Below are 18,525 nucleotides of genomic sequence, written 5' to 3'. Positions count from 1 at the left end.
GACGGCCGCCACCACGTCTCCCTCGACAAGGTCATCAAGACCATGAAGGACACCGGCGCCGACATGAGCGTCAAATACAAGGAAACCGCACGCGGCGGCCTCGCCGTCAACATCATCGAGTGCTGAGGCAGGGACGGCGGACGAGGTCCGGGGCGGCGCCCTCCGTCCGCCGAGGGCGACCGCCGAGGTGATCCGCCGGTCCGCGGACCCTCGCGCCCGGCGGGTCGGCTATCGGCCGATCTCCCATGCGAAGGGCGGGAGTTCACGGGCCCGGGAGTAGATGTCCAGGGCCTGGTTCGCGGGGACGAAGGGGTGGACGCGGGCGCCTTCGAGGCCGGCCAGCAGGCGGGCGCAGTGGTGGACGCAGCCGGCGGCCTCCCTGCCCTGGCGGTCGACGATGGTGGCGGCGTCCTGCGGGCCCTCGCACGGGGTGGGGTCCTTGGCGGCGGCGGCCGGGCAGCGGCCATGGGGGGCGGCGGACGCGGCGGTCCCCCCGGCTGACGGGCGCGGCGGCGAGGCGTCGAGTGGCTCGTTCATCGGTGTGTCCCCCTGGTGCCGCGGTGGTACGTGCCGTGAGGGCGCCGTGGCGGCATCGCTTCCGCCGTCCCGGCACCCAGGACAGTGCTGCTCGGCGTGGGACGCGTCCATGCCGCCTTGGGGAAGATCTGGTCCGATCGTCAGCTATTCATGGGAATGCGCGCTTTGGGGGCTCGCGCCGGCCGGGGCCGGGCGGTCCCGGCCGGGGAGGGCGAACGGCTCCAGGAGCAGCGCGAGGGCGAGCAGGGTGGCCGCCAGCAGCCAGCCGCCGAGGACGTCGCCCGGCCAGTGGACGCTCAGGTAGACGCGGGTGAGGCCGACCCCGACGGCCCAGAGGGCGAGCACCACGCACCAGGTGCGGGCCACGGCGGGGCGGGCGCGCCAGGCGATGCCCCAGGCCAGGATCCCGGCCGCCAGCGCCGAGGTGGTGGCATGGCCGGAGGGGAACGCATGGCCGGAGGCGTGCCCGGCCCAGTCGGCGGCCGGCGGGCGGGGGCGGGCGATCAGCTCCATCAGGCCGTAACGGATCGCCTGGCCTACGGCGAGTACGGCGACGGCGCAGATCACCGCGCGCAGCCGGCCCGCCGCACTCCGGCCGGCCAACAGGCCGGCGAGCACCGCCAGCAGATAGGGAACCGGGCCGCTGCCGGTGGCGGTCAGCGCGCGGGCCATGGAGCGCAGCGGCTCTCCGTGGTGTGCCGTGGACCAGTGGAGGGCGGCCTGTTCGGGGGCCAGCGGGGCTCCGTGCCGTACGGACACGGTGACCAGCACGGCGGTGAAGAGCGCGGCGCAGACCGCGGCGAACGTGAGGAGAGGGACGGCAGCGGGACGTCGCCACGTCCCGGGGCGCGGGACCGGCTCCGGGTCCGGCCGTGGCCGCTGTGGTCCCGGCTCGGGCGCCGTCACCGCGCGGCCACCAGGGGTCGCAGCCGGGTGTCCCGGATCCGGTCGACGGCGGGGGCCGCGCGGCGGGCGAGCGGGGTGAGCCCCCGGGCCACGACGGCGCCGGCGATCAGGCCGACGGCGACGTCGTGCGGGTAGTGCGCACCGACCCAGACGCGTGAGGCCGCCATGAGGAGCGCGGCCGGTACGGCGATCCGGCCCAGTTGCCGGTCGCACAGCAGCAGGGCGACCGCGGCCGCCGCGGCGATGGCGGAGTGGTTGCTGGGGAAGGACCAGTCGCCGGGCCCGGGACAGGCCTCGACGGTGACGGTGTGGAGCGTCTGGCAGGGCCGCTGTTCGTCGAAGAACGTCTTGACGAGGTCGTTGACGAGGAAGGCGGCGACCACGACGACGGGGGTGGCCAGCGCCGTCGCCATGGCGCCGGAGGTGCCGTTCCGCGCCCGCCACCAGCCGATCAGCATCAGGGCGGCGAAGAGGGCGAGGCCGTAATCGGTCCAGTAGGAGAGGAGGGTGTTCAGGTCGTGCGGGGCGCGCCGGGCGAGCGCGGTGATCCGGGTGTACAGGCCGCCGTCGATCGAGGCTCCCCCGAAGGCGAGGTGGTTCACAGGGTTCTCCTTGGCGGCTCGGGGCTCGACGGCCGGCGGTTTGGTGCGGTGGTGGCGGAGGGGGCGGACGGCCGGGGTGGTTCAGGCGCCGGGCGGCGGTGTGGGGCCGGGCGTCGTTTCCGGGCGCCTGCGGGAGCGGAGCAGTTCGACGGCGAGCGGGGCCAGCGACACCAGCACCACCAGGGCGACCAGCGGCAGCAGATAGCGGTCGACGTTCGGTACGGACGCCCCCAGGCCGTATCCGGCGAGGGTGAGGCCGAGCGTCCAGAGCAGGCCGCCGGTGATCTGCCAGAGGGCGAAGGTGCGGGCGGGCACGCCGAGGGCGCCGGCCAGCGGGTTCAGTACGGTGCGGACGACGGGGACGAAGCGGGCGAGGACGATGGCCTTGCCGTGGCCGTAGCGGGTGAGGAACTCCTCGGCGCGGGCGGCTCCCTCGTGCAGCCGGCGGGCGCCACTACGGGCCAGCAGGGCACGGCCGCCGCGCCGGCCGATCCAGTAGCCGGTCTGGGATCCGGCGAGCGCACCGACGGCGGCGGCCGTGAGCACCTGCGGCAGCGCGAGGTGTACGGCGCCGCCGGTGCCCGGGGCGCACAGCAGCCCGGCGGTGAACAGCAGCGAGTCGCCGGGCAGGAAGAAGCCGACGAGCAGCCCGGTCTCGGCGAACAGCACGACGGCGACGCCCAGCGCGCCGAACGCGGCCAGCAGGGATCCGGCGTCGAGTACGTTCACGGCCTGGGTGACCGCTGTCACCTGCGGAAATGCGGCGGCTACAGACATGTCGGCGGCCCCTCCCATAATGGGTTGCGGGCCTGCCCTCCGGTCGGCCCGGCCGACTACAGTTACGTAGACGGTCTACGGAACTGTAGACGACGGAAAAGGTGAAGGGGCGTTCCATGTCGGAGACCTCACCCGTGCAGCGGCGCCCCGCCGGCGAGCTGGAGGCGAGCGTGCTCGCGGCGCTCTGGGCGGCCGAGGGGGCACTGAGCCCCATCGAGGTGCAGAGCGCACTGGGCGGCCGGCTCGCGCGGACCACCGTCACCACGATCCTCACTCGCCTGCACGACAAGGGGGCGGTCTCCCGCTCCCGGGCCGGCCGCGGTTTCGTGTACTCCCCCATACAGGACTCCGCGGGGCTGACCGCCCGGCGGATGCGCAGCGAACTCGACAAGCAGGACGACCGCGGTACCGCGCTCGCCCGCTTCGTCTCGCAGCTGACCAACGAGGACGAGCAGTTGCTGCGGTCCCTTCTGGAGGGGGCGGACGACGCCCCCGAGGGGCCGGAAGCCGGCGCGCAGCCCGGTCCCGGGGCCGCACCATGATCTTCGCCGTATGGATTCCCCTGCTGATGCCGCTGTTCGCGGTGCCGGCCGCCCGCCGCCTGGCGGAGTCGCTGCCGCCGCGCGCCGCGGCCTGGCTGCTGACCGGCTGCGCGGTCGCGCTGGCCGCCTGTACGACCGCGGCGCTGGGCCTGCTGCTGACCGCCGGGGCGCTGCAGTTGCCTCCGGTCGCCGCCCTGGGCCATCTCTCCCTGCCGCTGCTCGGCGACGATCCGGCCGTGTCGCTCCCCGCTGCCGCTGCCGCCGCCGGTCTGCTCACCGCCGGTGCCCTCGCCGTCGTCCACCGCGCCCGCCGCCACCACACCGAAATCCGCACCGCCCGGCTCACCTCCGATGCCCACCCCACCTCCGGCGATCTGTGCGTCCTGCCGGACTCCGCGCCCGATGCGTACGCCCTGCCGGGCCGGCCGGGCCGGGTGGTGGTCACGGCCGGGATGCTGCGGGCCCTGCCCCCGGACGAGCGGGAGGCGCTGTTCGCCCATGAGCGCGCCCATCTCGCGGGCCGGCACCATCTCTTCCTGCTCACGGTCGCGCTGGCCGCGGTCTGCCATCCGCTGCTCCGGTCCCTGCGCGCACCGCTGGCGTACGCCCTGGAGCGCTGGGCCGACGAATCCGCCGCGTCCCGGGTGGGCGACCGCCGTGTGACGGCCCGCGCCATCGGCCGCGCCGCGCTGGCCGCCCGCCCCGCTGCCCCGGCGTCGCACCGCCCCGGCACCGTCCTCGCCGCGACGACCGGCCCGGTACCCCGCCGGGTCGCCGCCCTGCTGGCCCCCGAGCGGTCCTCGGGCCATCCTCCGCCACACACCGGCGTGCACGGCCGCCGGCTGATCGCCGCGGCCCTGCTCGCCTGTGTCACCTTCTCCGCGGCCGCCGCCCTGGACGCCGCGGCCGATCTGCACGAGACGGTGGAAGTGGCCCAGGGGGAGACCGCGCACTGACCGGCCGGAACCGGGAAGGGGCAAGTCCGCCCGGTAGGCGGCTGGGCGCCGGGCGGGCGGTCATCGCGGAAGGGCCGGGAGAGCAGGCATCCCGCGGGCGGTGCGCATCGCGGGAGGACCGGGAGAGCAAGCGCCCCGCGGGCGGTACGCCGCGAAGCACTGGAGACCGAACACCCCGCCGCCGGTGCACCCCAAGCCCCGGGAGGCCCGGAAGCGCAGGCCGTTAAGTCCCCTAAATCCCCTAAGCCCCCGACCCCGACCCCGTATGTGCCCCGGCCCCCCTGCCGCCGTCCTTTCCCGTGCCGACCGTGAAGCCCAGGGTGGCGCCGCCGCCGGGGCGGCGGGTGGCGAAGGCATGGCCGCCGTGGGCGGTGGCGATCTCGCGGACGATGGCGAGGCCGAGGCCGGAGCCGGGCAGGCCACGGGCGGCCGCGGCCCGGTAGAAGCGGTCGAAGACCCGGGTCAGGTCGGCGTCCGCGATACCGGGGCCGCGGTCGAGGACCTCGATGCGGGCACCGGTGACGACGACCTCGATCGGCGCCGTCCCGCCCGCGTCGAATTTTGCCGCGTTCTCCAGCAGATTGGTCAGCGCACGGTGCAGTGCGGCGGAGCGGCCCTCGACCACCGCCGGGCGAACGGTCCGTACGGTGATCTCCCGGCCGGTGCGGCGGCGGGCCGAGGCGGTCGCCTTCTCCGCGACCTCGGCCAGGTTCACCTCGGAGAGCGGGTCGTCGTCGCGCTGCCCGGCCGCCAGATCCACCAGCTCATTGACCAGGTCGCTGAGTTCACGGGCCTCGCCCGCCAGATCGGCCAACAGCTCGTCGCGGGCGTCCGGCGGCAGTTCCTCGAACCGCTTCAGCAGCGAGATGTTCGTCCGGAGCGAGGTCAGCGGGGTGCGCAGCTCATGGCCGGCGTCCTGGACGAGGCGCTGCTGGTCCTGGACGGCGCTGGCCAGCCGGCCGAGCATGTCGTCGAAGGCCCGCCCCAGCCGGGCGACCTCGTCCCGCCCCACCACCGGGACCGGGACGTCCAGCCGTCCGTGCTCCGCCACGTTCTCGGCGACCGAGGTCAGCCGCACCAGCCGGCCGGTGATCCGGCGCGCCAGCCACCAGCCGCCCGCACCGGACAGCGCGATGACCGCGGCGGCCAGCAGGGCGGTGCGCTTCTGGAGCGCGGAGAGCAGATCCTCGGTCTCGCTGAACTTCTGCGCGACCTGCACGGCACCGCGGCCACCGCCGAGCGCCACGGTCGCGACGTGGTACTCCTCGTCGCCGACGTCCGCCTCCCGCTCGGCGAGGTGGCCGGCACGCGCGTCGGCGGCCACCCGGCGTTCCTCCGTACCGGCCGGGAGGGCCGGGCGCCCCAGCTCCACGACCCGGCCGCCGGCGCCCAGGATCTGCACATCGGTACGGGTGGGCCGGGTGAGCTCGTCGCGCGGCCCGTCGTGGTCGGGGTCGGAGCTCGCGTAATCGGCGGGCAGGAACGGCTTTTCCTGCACCTGGGTGCGCAGATCCCGTACGACCTGCGAGAACACCGACTTCTCGTCGACCCGTACCAGCCGGGCCGCCGCGTCGTAGCTGAGGAACCCGACGAGGACGGTCACCGCGGCCGCCCCCGTGGCGAACGCCACCGCGAAAGCGGTACGCAGGCTGGCGGGCCTACGGGTGCGCAGCCAGGCGGCGGACCCGCCGCTGCGCCAGGAGCCCGACCAGGCCCGCAGCCGGGCGCGCAGCCGACGGCCGGGCCGGGTGCGCGGCCCGGTCCCGGCGCGGTCACGGGGCCTGGGCATCTCAGTCCTCCCGCAGTACGTAACCGACGCCACGCACCGTGTGGATCAGCGGGCGGCTGCCCGGGACATCGACCTTGCGCCGCAGATAGCCCACGTACACCGCGAGGTTCTTCGAGCCCGGCCCGAAGTCGTACCCCCAGATCCGGTCATAGATCGTCGAATGGTCCAGGACGATCCCGGCGTTGCGGGCCAGCAGCTCCAGCAGCTCGAATTCGGTCCGGGTCAGCTCCAGTTCCCGCTCTCCGCGCCAGGCGCGGCGCGAGGGCCCGTCGATCCGCAGATCCGCCGCCTCGACGACGCCGCTGTCCGCCGCTCGGGCGTCGTACGCCCACTCGGCCCCGTCGGCCTCGTCCGTCACACCGGGACCGGCGCCCGCACCGCCCTCTTCCGACGCCGCCGCCTCCGACGTCGTCCGCCGCAGCAGCGCCCGCAGCCGGGCGAAGACCTCCTCGACCTCGAACGGCTTGACCACATAGTCGTCCGCACCGGCGTCCAGACCGGCGATCCGGTCCGCCGTCTCGACCCGGGCGGTGAGCATCAGGATCGGGGTGCGGTCCTGCTCGGCCCGCAGCACCTGGCACACCTGCAGCCCGTCGATCCCCGGCATCATCACGTCCAGCAGGATCACATCGGGCCGCTCGCGGTGCGCGGCGGCGAGCGCCTGGATACCGTCGGCGACCGCGGTGACCTGGTACCCCTCCAGGGTCAGGGCACGCTCCAGCGCGGTGCGGATGGGACGGTCGTCCTCGGCGAGCAGTACGGAATGGGTCACCCGGCAAGTCTGCCAAGGGTCCGGAGGTGCTCCGGCGGGCGGCCGGTCCTGCGGTGGCTTTCTTACCCGGATCTCACCCGTGGTTCTTACCGGGCTCTCACCCTCGCCACGCCATCGGCTTACCCCTTACCGCCACGGTGGCCCGGTGCCGGACGGGCCGGTCGCGGTGACCGGACCGCGAGCGTACCGGCCGGTCGGAACGACTCGGCACATCTCGGGGAAGAGCACGACACCGTATGAAGATCACCCTCCTGCTGCACAACGCCTACGCCATCGGCGGCACCATCCGCACCACCTTCAACCTCGCCGCCGCGCTCGCCGACCGGCATGACGTCGAGATCGTCTCGATGCTGCGGCACCGCGAGGTCCCACGGTTCACGGTGGACCCCCGGGTGCGGCTGGTGCCGCTGGTGGACACCCGCGTCGGCAGCGAGGACATGGCCGATCCGCTGTTCGGTGAGCCCGCGCAGGACTTCCCGCTCGCCGAGAAGCGGCACCACCAGTACAGCCGGCTGGTCGACGTCCGTGTCGCGGAGTTTCTGCGCACCACCGACGCGGATGTGCTGATCGGCACCCGGCCCGGCATCAATGTCTACCTGGCGCGGTTCGGCCCCCGCCGGGCGCTGCGGATCGCCCAGGAACACCTCCGGCACGACGCCCACAGCAAGCGGCTGCGGGCCGAACTCGCCCGCCATTACCGGACGCTGGACGCCCTGGTCACGACCACCGAGGCGGATGCGTCCGTCTACCGCGCGCGGATGCCGCTGCCCGGCGTACGGGTCCTGGCGGTGCCCAACATCGTGCCCGCACCGGCCGGGCCGCCGTCCCAGGGCACCGCGAAGGTGATCGCGGCGGCCGGCCGGCTGGTCCGCGGCAAGCGCTTCGACCTGCTGATCGAGGCGTTCTCCGCGGTCTCCGCCAAGCACCCCGACTGGCGGCTGCGGATACACGGCGGCGGCACCGAGCGCGCCCAGCTCCAGGGGCTGATCGACGGGCTCGGGCTGAACGAGCGGGCGGAGCTGACCGGGCCGCGCTCCCCGATAGAGGCGGAGTTCGCCAAGGCGTCGATCGTCGCCTCGGCCTCGGACGCCGAGTCCTTCGGCATGACCCTCGTCGAGGCGATGCGCTGCGGCGTTCCCGTCGTCAGCACCGACTGCCCGCTGGGCCCGGCCGAGATCATTCACCACGGTACGGACGGGCTGCTGGTGCCGCGCGGCGACGGCCGGGCGCTGGCCAGCGCTCTCCTGCGGCTCATCGAGGACCCGCAGCGCCGCCGCAAGATGGCCGAGACCGCGCTGGAGAGCTCGCACCGCTACGACCCGGAGCCGATCGCCGAACGCTATGAACTCCTCTTCCAGGAGCTCCGGTCGACGCGCACCGGCCGGGCCTTGCGCCGCGTCCTCGGCCGCGCCCGTGCCCGCGCGCGGCGGCTGGTGCGACGGGCCCGGCGGCGCTGAAGCCGACGCTCCCGGCCGGCGGGGCCGGTCCGGTCCGCGATAGCGGCCCCGCCTCAACTTGACCGCGGTACAAGGAACTTCCCCACCACGATCTGGCGTCCCCGGTAGCAAACATGCTGAACTGCTGGAACGAGACTGCCTCGCACGCGGGAACGCGGGCTCGCAGGGACACCCGATCACCGCAACGCAGGAAACGCAGGAACGCCCGGAACCTCTGCAACGCAGTTGACGCTTCGAGCAGTTGACGCTTCGAATCCGCAGGTCCGATCGGCAGGAGGCCGTTCATGCTGCATGGTGTCGATGTCAGCTCCTACAACACCTCGTATTCCGCCGAGGGGCTGGACTTCGTTTTCGTCAAGGCCACCGAAGGCCGCTCCTACATCAATCCGCACCAGTCCGCGCAGGCGTCAAAGGCCCGTAAAGCGGGTTGTGTCGTCGGTTTCTACCACTTTCTGTGGCCGGGAAATATCGCCGCCCAGGCGAAATACTTCGTCGAGAAATGCGCATCGGTCCAGGGCGACCTCCTCGCCTGCGACTGGGAGCGCACCGGCGAGGGGACGTATGCGAGCAATGCGCAGAAGGACCAGTTCCTGGTCGAGGTGAAGAAGCTGCGCCCCACCCACCGGGTGATGCTCTACTGCAACCGCGATTTCTGGCTCAACCACGACACCACGTCCTACGCGGCCGACGGCCTGTGGATCGCCGATTACGTCTCCGCCGGGCATCCGCGGATCAAGGCGAAGTGGCGCATCCATCAGTACACCGACCGGCCTCTGGACAAGGACGTCGCGGACTTCTCGACCAAGGCCGCCCTCAAGAAGTGGGCGCACCCGGCATAAGGTTTCCTACCGGCGCGTCTTTCCGCGCCCCGAGAAACCGCGCCTACGCGGAGAAGAAGCACGCCACGTAGGCGTCACAGAGCAATGCGTCACCACCAGCACCGCGCGACGCGGCACGAGAACAACGAGGAGCAGCCGTGACCGACCCGGCGTCCAAGGCCCTGCAGCAGGAGATCGCCCGGGATCTCCAGGTGACCGCGTCCTTCGACGCCGAGCAGGAGATCGAGCGCCGGGTGGCCTTCCTCACGAACCGGCTGACCTCCACGGGCCTGCGCTCGCTGGTCCTGGGGATCAGCGGCGGCGTCGACTCCACGACCACGGGCCGGCTCTGCCAGCTCGCCGTGGAGCGGGCCCGCGCCGCCGGGCACGAGACGACGTTCTACGCGATGCGGCTGCCGTACGGCGTCCAGGCGGACGAGAAGGACGCCCGGCGGGCGCTGGAGTTCATCCGCCCGGACCGGGAGCTGACCGTCGACATCCGCCCGGCGAGCGATGCGGCGCTGCAGGCGGCGGTGGACGGCGGGCTCACCTTCCGCGACGCCCACCACCAGGATTTCGTCCAGGGCAACATCAAGGCGCGCCAGCGCATGATCGCGCAGTACGCGGTCGCCGGCGCCCATGACGGCCTGGTCGTGGGTACCGACCACGCGGCCGAGGCGGTCTCCGGCTTCTTCACGAAGTTCGGTGACGGCGCGGCCGATGTGGTGCCGCTGACGGGGCTGACCAAGCGCCGGGTGCGCGCGGTGTCGGCGGCGCTGGGCGCCCCGGAGGAACTGGTGCACAAGGTGCCGACGGCCGACCTGGAGACGCTCGACCCGGGCAAGCCGGACGAGGACGCGCTCGGTGTGAGCTACGACCAGATCGACGACTACCTGGAAGGCAAGCCGGTCGACGCCGCGGCCGCCCACGCCATCGTCCGCCGCTACCGCCTCACCGACCACAAGCGGGCACTGCCGATCGCTCCCTGAGGGGAGGGGCGGCTTCGGGGGGGCGCAGGCGGGAAGCGTCGGGAAGAACGGGCGCTCGCCGGGAGCTGCCGTGGCTGTGAATGCTGCCGCGGCGGCCCGGCAGATCGGCGGCGGTCCTAGAGGGAGACTGCTCGCGCCGGCTGCCCCATCGCCCGCCCCCACCCCCTCCCGTCATGGACCGGCCAGGCGGCCGTCACCATCCCGGTGCTAAATCGTGGGCGGGAGCGGGCATGCATCCGGCCATGGGAAGCCGCGAAGTGCGATCGGAAGATCAACTGTCAGTGGGGCCGCCTACGCTCCGAGGCATGGGCTACGCAAACCTGCGCGAACTCCAGACCGCGCTGACCACCGCCTCCGACCTTGCCTCCGCCCTGCAGTCCGCGCCGACCCGGCGCGATGCAGACCAGCTCGTCGACGTCCTCCGGCAGGCGCTGACCGCTGCCGGCTCACTGGGCGCGGAGACCGGCCCGACCGGCTGCGCCCTACATCCCCACGGCGCGGTCGACCCGTTGTACGGCGACCCGGAAGATCCCCTTCCGCCGGGCTACGGAAAGTGCCTGCTCTGCAACGACCGCCGGCGCCGGGCGGACGCCCACCCCGCGCATGCGCGCCCGCACGCCCGTCCGCATCCGCGCTGGCGGCGTCGGCTGAACGCCTAGCGGGCGAGACCTGCCCACCGGCCGGACCCCGGCAGGCGGGGCGGACTACCATCCGCGCATGCGACCTGCCACATACAGCGATGAGGACCTAGAGCAGCACTCCCTCCGGCGCCGGGTGCCCGACGACGGGCAGCGGTCCGGCTTCGAGCATGACGTCGACCGGATTCTGTATTCGACCCAGTGGCGGGCACTGGCCGGCAAGAGCCAGGTGGTGGCGAGCGCCGAGCTGGGCGCCTACCACACCCGGCTGACCCACTCGATGAAGGTGGCTCAGCTCGGCCGGCGGATGGCGGAGCGGCTGGAGCGCCGGTACGGCGGGCCGAATCCGGCGCTTGTCGAGGCGGCGTGCATGGCCCACGACATCGGCCATCCGCCCTTCGGGCACGCGGGTGAGCTGGCGCTGCGCGCCACGATGGACGAGCTGCACTTCGCGGACGGCGTGCTGGACAGCTTCGAGGGCAACGCACAGACCCTGCGGGTGCTGACCTTTCTCGCCGCCCACAAATACCCGGGCCATCGCGGACTGCATCTGACCCGCGCCTGTCTGGACGCCGCCACCAAATACCCGTGGGAGCGGGCGCCCGTCGACCAGGACCCGGCGCGGCATGTGAAGTGGGGGGTGTACGTCGCCGACCGGGAGGCGTTCTCCTGGGTGCGGGCCGGCCGTACGGACACCGCCGTACCGGTCGAGGAGCAGGTCATGGACTGGGCGGACGATGTCACCTACGCCTGCCATGACGTCGAGGACTTCTACCGTACGGGCCTGATTCCGCTGGCCGCGCTGTTCCCGCCGGACGGTGCCGCCGGCGCCGACACCGAGCGGGAGATCGCCCGCTTCCTGGACTACGTCCAGGCCAAGCGGGCGCGGGAGGGCGAGACCTTCGACCGTGCGGCGGCGCTGGTGATGATGGCGGACATCGGCAAGCGGCTGGCGGTGCCCGCCCCGTACAGCGGCAGCCATGAGGACGCGGTCGCGGTCAATCGCCGCACCGCCGATCTGATCTCGTACTTCACCCGTGGGATCGAGCTGGAGGTGAGCGGCGAGGCGGCGATCCGCTACGGCGCGCAGCTGGTGATCCCGGCGGAGCGGCGGGCCGCCTGCGATCTGCTCAAGGAGCTGGTGTGGTGCTACGTCATCGACCGCCCCGCGCTGGCCACCCAGCAGCACGGCAAGCGGCGGGTGGTGAGCGAGTTGCTGCGCTGGACCCATGACGCACCCGAGCTGCTGCCGCCGGACCGCGCCGAGGAGCTCACGCTGCACGGCGACCGGCTGCGCGCCGCCGCGGACCATGTCGCCTCGCTGACCGAGGACCAGGCGCTGGCCCTGCACCGGCGGCTGTCCGGCACCGGGCTGGGGTCGGTCAACGACAACGTGTGGCTGTGAGCCCGGGGGGCGGGAGCCCGGTGCCGTCCATCGACGGCCCGGCCCCGCCCCCCGGCGGCCACTCACTCCCACCCCGCGGCTCTTCGGCGCCACCCCACGGCGACGTGCCTCCGCTCCGCCGCTATTCGGGCCCGCCCCGCCGTTGATCGGCACCTTCCCGCGGCCCTGTTGTCCCGCCCGACGACGGACCGGCCCCGTCCCGCGGCTTCTTCTCCGGCCGCAGCGCGATACGGCCGAGCACCGCCGCGACGATCAGCGCGGCCACCGCGATCAGGGCAGGGTCGGGTACGGCGTTCCCGATCCGCTTCGCCCATTCCTCGGCCCGGAATTCGCCGTCGGCGTCGAGAATTCCGGGCAGTGCGCTGGTCCCGTTGAAGCGCAGGAAAAGCACGCCGATGCCGATGAAGAACACCCCGGACAGCACCGAGGTGGTGTGCAGCCGCAGCCTTCCGAGGGCGAATTCCCGGCCCCGCAGCAAGCCCCGGGTGCCGAGCCGGAAGCGCTCCCACAGCAGCGCCAGCACGAACAGCGGCAGCGCCATGCCCAGCGCGTAGACGGCGAGCATCGAGGCGCCGTACACCGGTGAACCGCTGACCGCTGTCACCGTCAGCACCGCGCCGAGGATCGGGCCCGCGCAGAAGCCGGCGAGCCCGTAGACACAGCCGAGCAGAAAGGTGGAGACGGCCGACCGCGGGGTGATCCTCGCGGCGGCGGCCTGGGCACGCCGGGAGGCGAAGCCCAGACCGAGGATCTGGGCGAGGCCCATCGCGATGACGACCCAGCCGCCGACGGCGATCAGCAGATCGCGGTGGCCGTTGAACAGCCGGCTGGCCGCCGTACTGGCCGCGCCGAGCGGCACCAGCGTCGTGGCCAGCCCCAGATAGAACACCCCGGTACGGGCCACCAGCCGGCCGGGCGTCGAGAGGGAGTACGCGAAGAACGCCGGCAGCAGCAGCGCGCTGCACGGGCTGAGCAGCGCCAGCGCACCGCCCAGGAAGGCCGCGAGGTAGCCGATGTCGTTCATTCCCCGGCCCCCTTGGCCGCCGGCCCGTTCTTGGCCGCCCGCGCCGCGGCTTCCTGGATGGCCTGTGCGAAGACCTCGGCGGGCTGGGCCCCGGCGACCGGCCGGCCGTTGATGAGGAAGGACGGCGTGGACTGCACCCCGAGCTGGAACCCCTCGTCCTGATCCTTCTTCAGCGCCCGCTCGGCGCCCGCGCTCTTCATGTCCGCACGGAACTTCTCGATATCGGCCACCCCGCTCGTGCGGGCCAGCTCGACGAGCTTGTCCTCGGCAAGCGCCCGGCCCTTGCGGGTCTTGGCGTACAGCGCGTCGTGGAGCTGCCAGAACTTGCCCTGCTGTCCGGCGGCCCAGGAGGCGCGGGCGGCCCGCTCGGAGTCGGCGCCGAAGACGGTGAAGTTGCGGAATTCGACGCGCAGGGTGCCCGCGTCGACGAACTTCTTGATCAGTGCGGGCTGGGTCTCGCGGGTGAAGCGGCCGCAGAACGAGCACTGGTAGTCGGCGTATTCGACCAGGACCACCGGGGCGTCCTTCCTGCCGACGGCCAGCGGGTCGCCGTCCTGGCGCCGGCTGGTCCGCTGGGCGAGGTCGTCGAACATCTTCTGCTGTGCGGGGTCCTCTTCGGGCTCGACGGAGGCGGCGGCCTCGGGATCGCCGGTGCGGCCGGTGCCGCGGTCGCCCTCGACGGACGTGCCGACGGCGACCCCGATGGCGATGACGGCCACGACGAGGGCGATGACCGCGCCGATCGCGGCCAGTTTGCGGGTGGGAGAGGCGGATTTGGGCATGCGGAAGCTCCAGACGTACCAAGGGGAATTTCAGGCCGTGTGCGTCGGGGCAGCGGCCTATATCCGCAGTACGGGCAGGAGCGCGGTGCGGTCGTGGGCGGGCGCGCTGTCGGTCGGCGGCCGGGCGAGCGCGAACTGCGCGGGGAGGTCAGCGGCGAGCGGCCCCGGGCCGGTGGTGGCGGGGGCGAGGGGCTCACCGCGGTGCGGTGAGGGCAGCGGGGCGGACTCGGCGGGCCCCGGGGCATGCCGGTCCGAGCACCTCTTGGGCGCGTGGGCAACGGCGATCGGGGCGTCGCGATCGAGCCGCGGGCCGCTGCCGGCGGCGGCCGGCCGGGCCGGTGTGTCCCCGTCCGCCGGGCTCGCGGCATCCGGGGTGGCCGCCGAAGCGCCGTCGGCCCGCCATGCCGCCGCGGCCGTCGCCGCCCGGCCTGCCGGCCAGGCCTGGTCGCCGCCGACGCGGCACAGCAGCGGCCCGAAGGTGACGGCGAGGAGGAGCAGCAGCGTCAGCGTGGCCGACCGGCGCACGTGGTGCATGTCCCCTCCTCTCCGTACCTGCGCGAGCATGAACAACCCATCCTACGGATCGTCACCGCGCGAGCGGAGCACCGACCGGGCCTCAGGAACGTCGGGGCACACCGGGCCGGGCCGGGGCAGGAAACCGGCCCTCAGCGGTCGGCGATCCGCATCTCGAACCAGGTCGTCTTGCCGCGGGGCAGCAGATCCACGCCCCAGCGGTCGGAGAGCTTGTCGACGAGGAAGAGGCCGCGGCCGCTGGTGTCCATCTCCTGGACCGGCATGAGACAGGGCAGGCCGCGGGACGGGTCGCGCACCTCGATACGGATCCAGCCACGACGGCGGAGCATCCGCAGCCCGAACGTGCGGGCGCCGGTGTGCCGTACGGCGTTGCCGACGAGCTCGGAGACCAGCAGCACGGCGTGCTCGGCGAGCTGGGGCGTCAGGGACCACTGCTTGAGGAGTACGGCGGCGGTCAGCCGGCGGGCGATGCCGGCGGACTGGGGGCGCGAGGGCAGCCGGACCTCGCCGAGGGTCGGATCGCCGACCAGATCGAGTGCCGCGGAGACCGGTGCGCGGGGTGCCGGTGCGGTGTCTGCGTCCGGACCGGGGATGCCCCATCGTGCGGCGGCCGGATCGCTCCGCGGCCGCGGCTGCTCCATTCCTTCGAGGCCCGCCATGTCTCCCATCATGGCGGCTGCGTGGCGTCCACGGGGGCGGAACCGACGGAATCGATTGTCCGGAATCGTCGGTTCCAGGCCCCTGGTGAGACATATGCCAACGGCAGTTAAGGGTCCGGTGCACCTCGGCTGACCTGCGACGACGCCAGGCCTACTGGGGAGGCTGCCGGGCAGGTCGACAAGGTTGCCTTAAGGCGCAATTAAGCCTTCCCTCGTTCGCCCACACGAGGCATTGCACCCGGGCCAAACCTCAGTTTCCCCGTCAACACCAGCTGTTTCAGCGGAACTTGGCCTTACCCGGCCCTTCCTCGACGAAGCTGCGCATGCCGGTCTCCCGGTCCTCGGTCGCGAACAGCCCCGCGAACCAGTTGCGTTCAATCGTCAGGCCGGTGTCGATGTCGGTCTCCAGGCCCGCGTCGACGGACTCCTTGGCGGCCCGCAGCGCCAGCGCGGGACCGGCCGCCAGCCGTGCCGCCCAGGCGTGCGCCTGCTCGTAGACCTCGGCGGCCGGCACCACCCGGTCGACCAGGCCGAGGGCGAGCGCCTCGTCAGCCTTCACCTGACGGCCGGTGAAGATCAGGTCCTTGGCCTTGGACGGGCCCACCAGCCGCGCCAGCCGCTGGGTGCCGCCGGCCCCCGGGATGAGGCCCAGCAGGATCTCCGGCTGGCCGAGCTTGGCGTTGTCGGCCGCGATCCGGAAGTCGGCACAGAGCGCCAACTCGCAGCCCCCGCCCAGCGCGTAGCCGGTGACCGCGGCGACCACGGGCTTGGGGATGCGGGCCACGGCGGTGAAGGAGTCCTGCAGGGCCTTGGAGCGCACCACCATGGCCGGGTGGTCCATGGCCTGCATCTCCTTGATGTCCGCGCCGGCCGCGAACACCTTCTCGCCGCCCCAGATGACGACGGCACGCACCTCGTCGCGGCGGGTGACCTCCTCGGCCAGCTCGCGCAGCCGGTCCTGGGTGGCGATGTCCAGTGCGTTCATCGGCGGACGGTCCAGGCGGATGGTGCCGACGCCGTCGGCGACCTCGAGATTCACAGTCATGCGGGAAGGTTAGTACGCGTTAACGGCATCGGACCCGGTGCACTCCGTCACAGTGCGCCGGGCCCGTTCGCCTTCCGGCCGCTCTACCGGTCGGCCTTCCACTTCTCCCAGGAGAGGTTCCAGTCGCTGAAACCGTTGTCAGGCTGGATCGTTTCGTCATGCGAGTTCTTGACGATGACCACATCGCCCACGACGGAGTTGCGGAAGAACCACGCCGCCGGGGTGGAGCTGTCGCCGCCACCGCGCTGGTCGAAGAGGCCCACACAGCCGTGGCTGGCGTTGCGGGTGCCGAACGTCGGACGGCCGGACCAGTAGTTGCCGTGGATGAACGTGCCGGAGTTGCTCAGCCGCATCGCATGCGGGACGTCCTTGATGTCGTACTCCCCGCCGAAGCCGACGGTGTCGCCGTTCATCCGCGTCACGAGATGCTTCTCGCTGATCACCATCTTGCCGTTGTACGTCTCGGTGCCCGGCGCGCCCGAGGTGATCGGGATGGTCTTGATCTTCTTGCCGTCGCGGACCACGGTCATCTTCTTCGAGTCGGCGTCGACCGTGCTGACCTGGCTGCGGCCGACGGTGAACGAGACCTCCTTGGCCTGGGTGCCGTAGACACCGGGCCGGCCCTCGACACCGTTGAGGTCGAGCTTGAGGGTGACCTTGGTGCCGGCCGCCCAGTACTTCTCGGGGCGGAAGTCGAGCCGGTCGTTGCCGAACCAGTGGCCCTCGACCGGGACCGACGGCTTCGCGCTGACCTTGATGGCGTCCTCGACGGCCTTGGGGTCGGTGATGCCGCGGGTGAAGTGGATCGAGACCGGCATCCCGACGCCGACCTGCTGGCCGTTCTCGGGGCTGTACTGGCCGATGAAGGTGTTCTTGGGGACGAGTGTGGTGAAGCTGGAGTGCTCGGCAGCCTCCCGGCCCTGGCTGTCCACCGCTATCGCGTCGACGGTGTACTCCGTCGAGGCGCCCAGGTGGCCGCTCGGCTGCCACAGGGCGCCGCTGCCCGCTGTCTTCCCGTCGACCTCGTTGCCCTTGCCGTCCTTGACCTTGACGGACTTGAGCTTGCCCTTCTGGGCGGTGACCTTCAGCGCGCCGCTGGTGGCGACGTCGTGCGCGCCGTCCTTGGGCGCTATCGTCACGGCCGCCCGCGAGGCGTCCTTGTCCCCGCCGGCCTTGCCGGCCGGTTTGTCGCCATCGCCGTCACCGCCGCACGCGGTCACCAGCAGCAGCATCGCACCGAGCAACAGGGCGAGCGGGCCCCCGCCCTTGTGCGGCCACCGACGCCGGCGAGCCGGCACCCCCGAATTCGGCTGGACGTTCACGACTGGCCCCTTTTCCCCTCGCACGGCCCGCGGTCCCCCGCGCGCGGAAACACGGACAGCCGCGCGCTTGCCGTTAGATAACCACACCGCGGTGACAGTGAACTCCCCGTGAACGTCACCGTTTAGTCCCAAGTGCGGGGGTGGTGCGGAGGCAGGGGCGGACGGCCGCCGGGCCGGCTCCCGGTCAGCCCAGCGCGGACCCGGCCCGCCACAGCTCCCACGGCATGTTCCAGCCGCCGAGACCGTTGTCCGGCGCGACCGTGCGCTCCGGGGAGTGGTCCACCACGACGGTGTCGCCGACGATCGAGCGGTCGAAGAACCAGCCGGCCGGGGTGTGGGGGCCGCCGCCCTTGATGTCCTTCAGCCCGACGCAGCCATGACTGGTGTTGAGGCCGCCGAAAACCTCGGGCGGCGCCCAGTAGTTGCCGTGCAGGAAGGTCCCCGATCTGGTGAGACGCATGGCGTGCGGCACGTCGGGGATGTCGTATTCGCGGCCGAAGCCGACGGTGTCGCCGTCCATCCGCGTCACCGAATGCCGCTCCAGGATCACCATCTTGCCGTTGTAGGTGGGGTTCTCGTCGTCGCCCGCGGTGACCGGCAGCACCGCCACCACCCGGCCGGCCTGGCGCACCGTCATGGTGTGCCGGGCGGCATCGATGGTGCTGACCTGGTCCCGGCCCACCCGGTAGTGGACGGTCCTGCGCTGCGTCCCGTAGGCGCCCGGTCCGGCCTTCACCCCGCGCAGCCGCAGATCCACGGTGATCTCGGTGCCCGGCCGCCAGCGCTCACGGGGCCGGAAGTCCAGCCGGCGGTGGCCGAACCAGTGGGCGGCGATCTCGACGGCGGGGCGGGCGCTGACCTTGACGGCGCGTTCGACGGCCGCGCGGTCGGCGATCGGCCGGTTGAAGGCCAGCGAGAAGATCAGGCCGGTGCCGACCGTGGCATCGCCCTGCGGCGAGAAGTGGCCGGTG

21 protein-coding genes are annotated in these 18,525 nt (G+C 72.7%); 8 read left to right on the top strand and 13 right to left on the bottom strand.

The annotated features are described in order from the left end of the window. Positions 1–126 (top strand): L-serine ammonia-lyase, iron-sulfur-dependent, subunit alpha (locus ACWGI6_RS37515; protein WP_453271660.1); only part of this gene is annotated, 126 nt, incomplete at its 5' end. 102 nt (positions 127–228) lie between these two features. On the opposite strand, the gene ACWGI6_RS37510 is transcribed toward ACWGI6_RS37515, so the two are convergent. The 4 genes from ACWGI6_RS37510 to ACWGI6_RS37495 form a co-directional block, all read right to left on the bottom strand. Then, positions 229–537, bottom strand: a complete 309-nt coding sequence (locus ACWGI6_RS37510) for a hypothetical protein (protein ID WP_453271659.1) — start codon at positions 535–537, stop codon at positions 229–231. 144 nt (positions 538–681) lie between these two features. Then, complete coding sequence (locus ACWGI6_RS37505) at positions 682–1,443, bottom strand: phosphatase PAP2 family protein (RefSeq protein ID WP_453271658.1); 762 nt, start codon at positions 1,441–1,443, stop codon at positions 682–684. Next, positions 1,440–2,045 (bottom strand): phosphatase PAP2 family protein, encoded by a 606-nt coding sequence (locus ACWGI6_RS37500; protein ID WP_453271657.1) that lies wholly within the window; start codon positions 2,043–2,045, stop codon positions 1,440–1,442. Before ACWGI6_RS37500 ends, ACWGI6_RS37505 begins: the two co-directional genes overlap by 4 nt. A gap of 81 nt (positions 2,046–2,126) precedes the next feature. After that, on the bottom strand, positions 2,127–2,822 hold the full coding sequence (locus ACWGI6_RS37495; protein WP_453271656.1) for a DedA family protein: 696 nt from the start codon (positions 2,820–2,822) through the stop codon (positions 2,127–2,129). 116 nt (positions 2,823–2,938) lie between these two features. On the opposite strand from ACWGI6_RS37495, the gene ACWGI6_RS37490 reads away from it, so the two are divergent. Further along, positions 2,939–3,364 (top strand): BlaI/MecI/CopY family transcriptional regulator, encoded by a 426-nt coding sequence (locus ACWGI6_RS37490; RefSeq protein WP_453271655.1) that lies wholly within the window; start codon positions 2,939–2,941, stop codon positions 3,362–3,364. Then, entirely contained in the window at positions 3,361–4,320 is a 960-nt protein-coding gene (locus ACWGI6_RS37485) for a M56 family metallopeptidase (protein ID WP_453271654.1), read from the top strand. The genes ACWGI6_RS37490 and ACWGI6_RS37485 overlap by 4 nt, the downstream gene beginning before the upstream one ends. Positions 4,321–4,561: 241 nt before the next feature. Here ACWGI6_RS37485 and ACWGI6_RS37480 read toward each other — a convergent pair whose 3' ends face one another. Together ACWGI6_RS37480 and ACWGI6_RS37475 are read right to left on the bottom strand one after the other, a co-directional pair. After that, complete coding sequence (locus ACWGI6_RS37480; RefSeq protein ID WP_453271653.1) at positions 4,562–6,109, bottom strand: ATP-binding protein; 1,548 nt, start codon at positions 6,107–6,109, stop codon at positions 4,562–4,564. Between the two features lies 1 nt (position 6,110). Then, entirely contained in the window at positions 6,111–6,881 is a 771-nt protein-coding gene (locus tag ACWGI6_RS37475) for a response regulator transcription factor (protein WP_453271652.1), read from the bottom strand. 236 nt (positions 6,882–7,117) lie between these two features. On the opposite strand from ACWGI6_RS37475, the gene ACWGI6_RS37470 reads away from it, so the two are divergent. From ACWGI6_RS37470 to dgt, 5 genes are all read left to right on the top strand, one after another. Further along, on the top strand, positions 7,118–8,338 hold the full coding sequence (locus ACWGI6_RS37470; protein ID WP_453271651.1) for a glycosyltransferase family 4 protein: 1,221 nt from the start codon (positions 7,118–7,120) through the stop codon (positions 8,336–8,338). Positions 8,339–8,622: 284 nt separating this feature from the next. Further along, entirely contained in the window at positions 8,623–9,177 is a 555-nt protein-coding gene (locus ACWGI6_RS37465) for a GH25 family lysozyme (RefSeq protein ID WP_340490737.1), read from the top strand. 137 nt (positions 9,178–9,314) lie between these two features. After that, a complete protein-coding gene (nadE, locus tag ACWGI6_RS37460; protein WP_453271650.1) occupies positions 9,315–10,145 on the top strand; it encodes an ammonia-dependent NAD(+) synthetase in 831 nt (276 codons plus the stop codon). Positions 10,146–10,450: 305 nt separating this feature from the next. After that, positions 10,451–10,804, top strand: a complete 354-nt coding sequence (locus ACWGI6_RS37455) for a hypothetical protein (protein WP_453271649.1) — start codon at positions 10,451–10,453, stop codon at positions 10,802–10,804. A gap of 58 nt (positions 10,805–10,862) precedes the next feature. Next, positions 10,863–12,188 (top strand): dGTP triphosphohydrolase, encoded by a 1,326-nt coding sequence (dgt, locus tag ACWGI6_RS37450; protein ID WP_453271648.1) that lies wholly within the window; start codon positions 10,863–10,865, stop codon positions 12,186–12,188. A 121-nt stretch (positions 12,189–12,309) separates the two neighbouring features. Here dgt and ACWGI6_RS37445 read toward each other — a convergent pair whose 3' ends face one another. The 7 genes from ACWGI6_RS37445 to ACWGI6_RS37415 form a co-directional block, all read right to left on the bottom strand. Continuing rightward, positions 12,310–13,212: a cytochrome c biogenesis CcdA family protein gene (locus tag ACWGI6_RS37445; protein ID WP_453271647.1), complete on the bottom strand. Its 903-nt coding sequence runs from the start codon at positions 13,210–13,212 to the stop codon at positions 12,310–12,312. Next, complete coding sequence (locus ACWGI6_RS37440; RefSeq protein WP_453271646.1) at positions 13,209–13,994, bottom strand: DsbA family protein; 786 nt, start codon at positions 13,992–13,994, stop codon at positions 13,209–13,211. Before ACWGI6_RS37440 ends, ACWGI6_RS37445 begins: the two co-directional genes overlap by 4 nt. Positions 13,995–14,051: 57 nt before the next feature. Further along, positions 14,052–14,528, bottom strand: a complete 477-nt coding sequence (locus tag ACWGI6_RS37435) for a hypothetical protein (RefSeq protein ID WP_453271645.1) — start codon at positions 14,526–14,528, stop codon at positions 14,052–14,054. A gap of 131 nt (positions 14,529–14,659) precedes the next feature. Then, the gene (locus ACWGI6_RS37430; RefSeq protein WP_453271644.1) at positions 14,660–15,187 is read right to left on the bottom strand and encodes an ATP-binding protein; all 528 of its coding nucleotides are present in this window, start codon (positions 15,185–15,187) and stop codon (positions 14,660–14,662) included. 277 nt (positions 15,188–15,464) lie between these two features. Continuing rightward, positions 15,465–16,232, bottom strand: a complete 768-nt coding sequence (locus ACWGI6_RS37425; RefSeq protein ID WP_393910206.1) for an enoyl-CoA hydratase/isomerase family protein — start codon at positions 16,230–16,232, stop codon at positions 15,465–15,467. A gap of 83 nt (positions 16,233–16,315) precedes the next feature. Next, positions 16,316–17,554 (bottom strand): L,D-transpeptidase, encoded by a 1,239-nt coding sequence (locus tag ACWGI6_RS37420; RefSeq protein WP_453271643.1) that lies wholly within the window; start codon positions 17,552–17,554, stop codon positions 16,316–16,318. 184 nt (positions 17,555–17,738) lie between these two features. Continuing rightward, positions 17,739–18,525, bottom strand: a 787-nt coding sequence (locus ACWGI6_RS37415; protein ID WP_453271642.1) for an Ig-like domain-containing protein, incomplete at its 5' end; no start/stop codon positions are given.

This window comes from Streptomyces sp. NPDC054786 (assembly GCF_053611685.1).
This window is presented reverse-complemented; position numbering and strand designations above follow the sequence as displayed.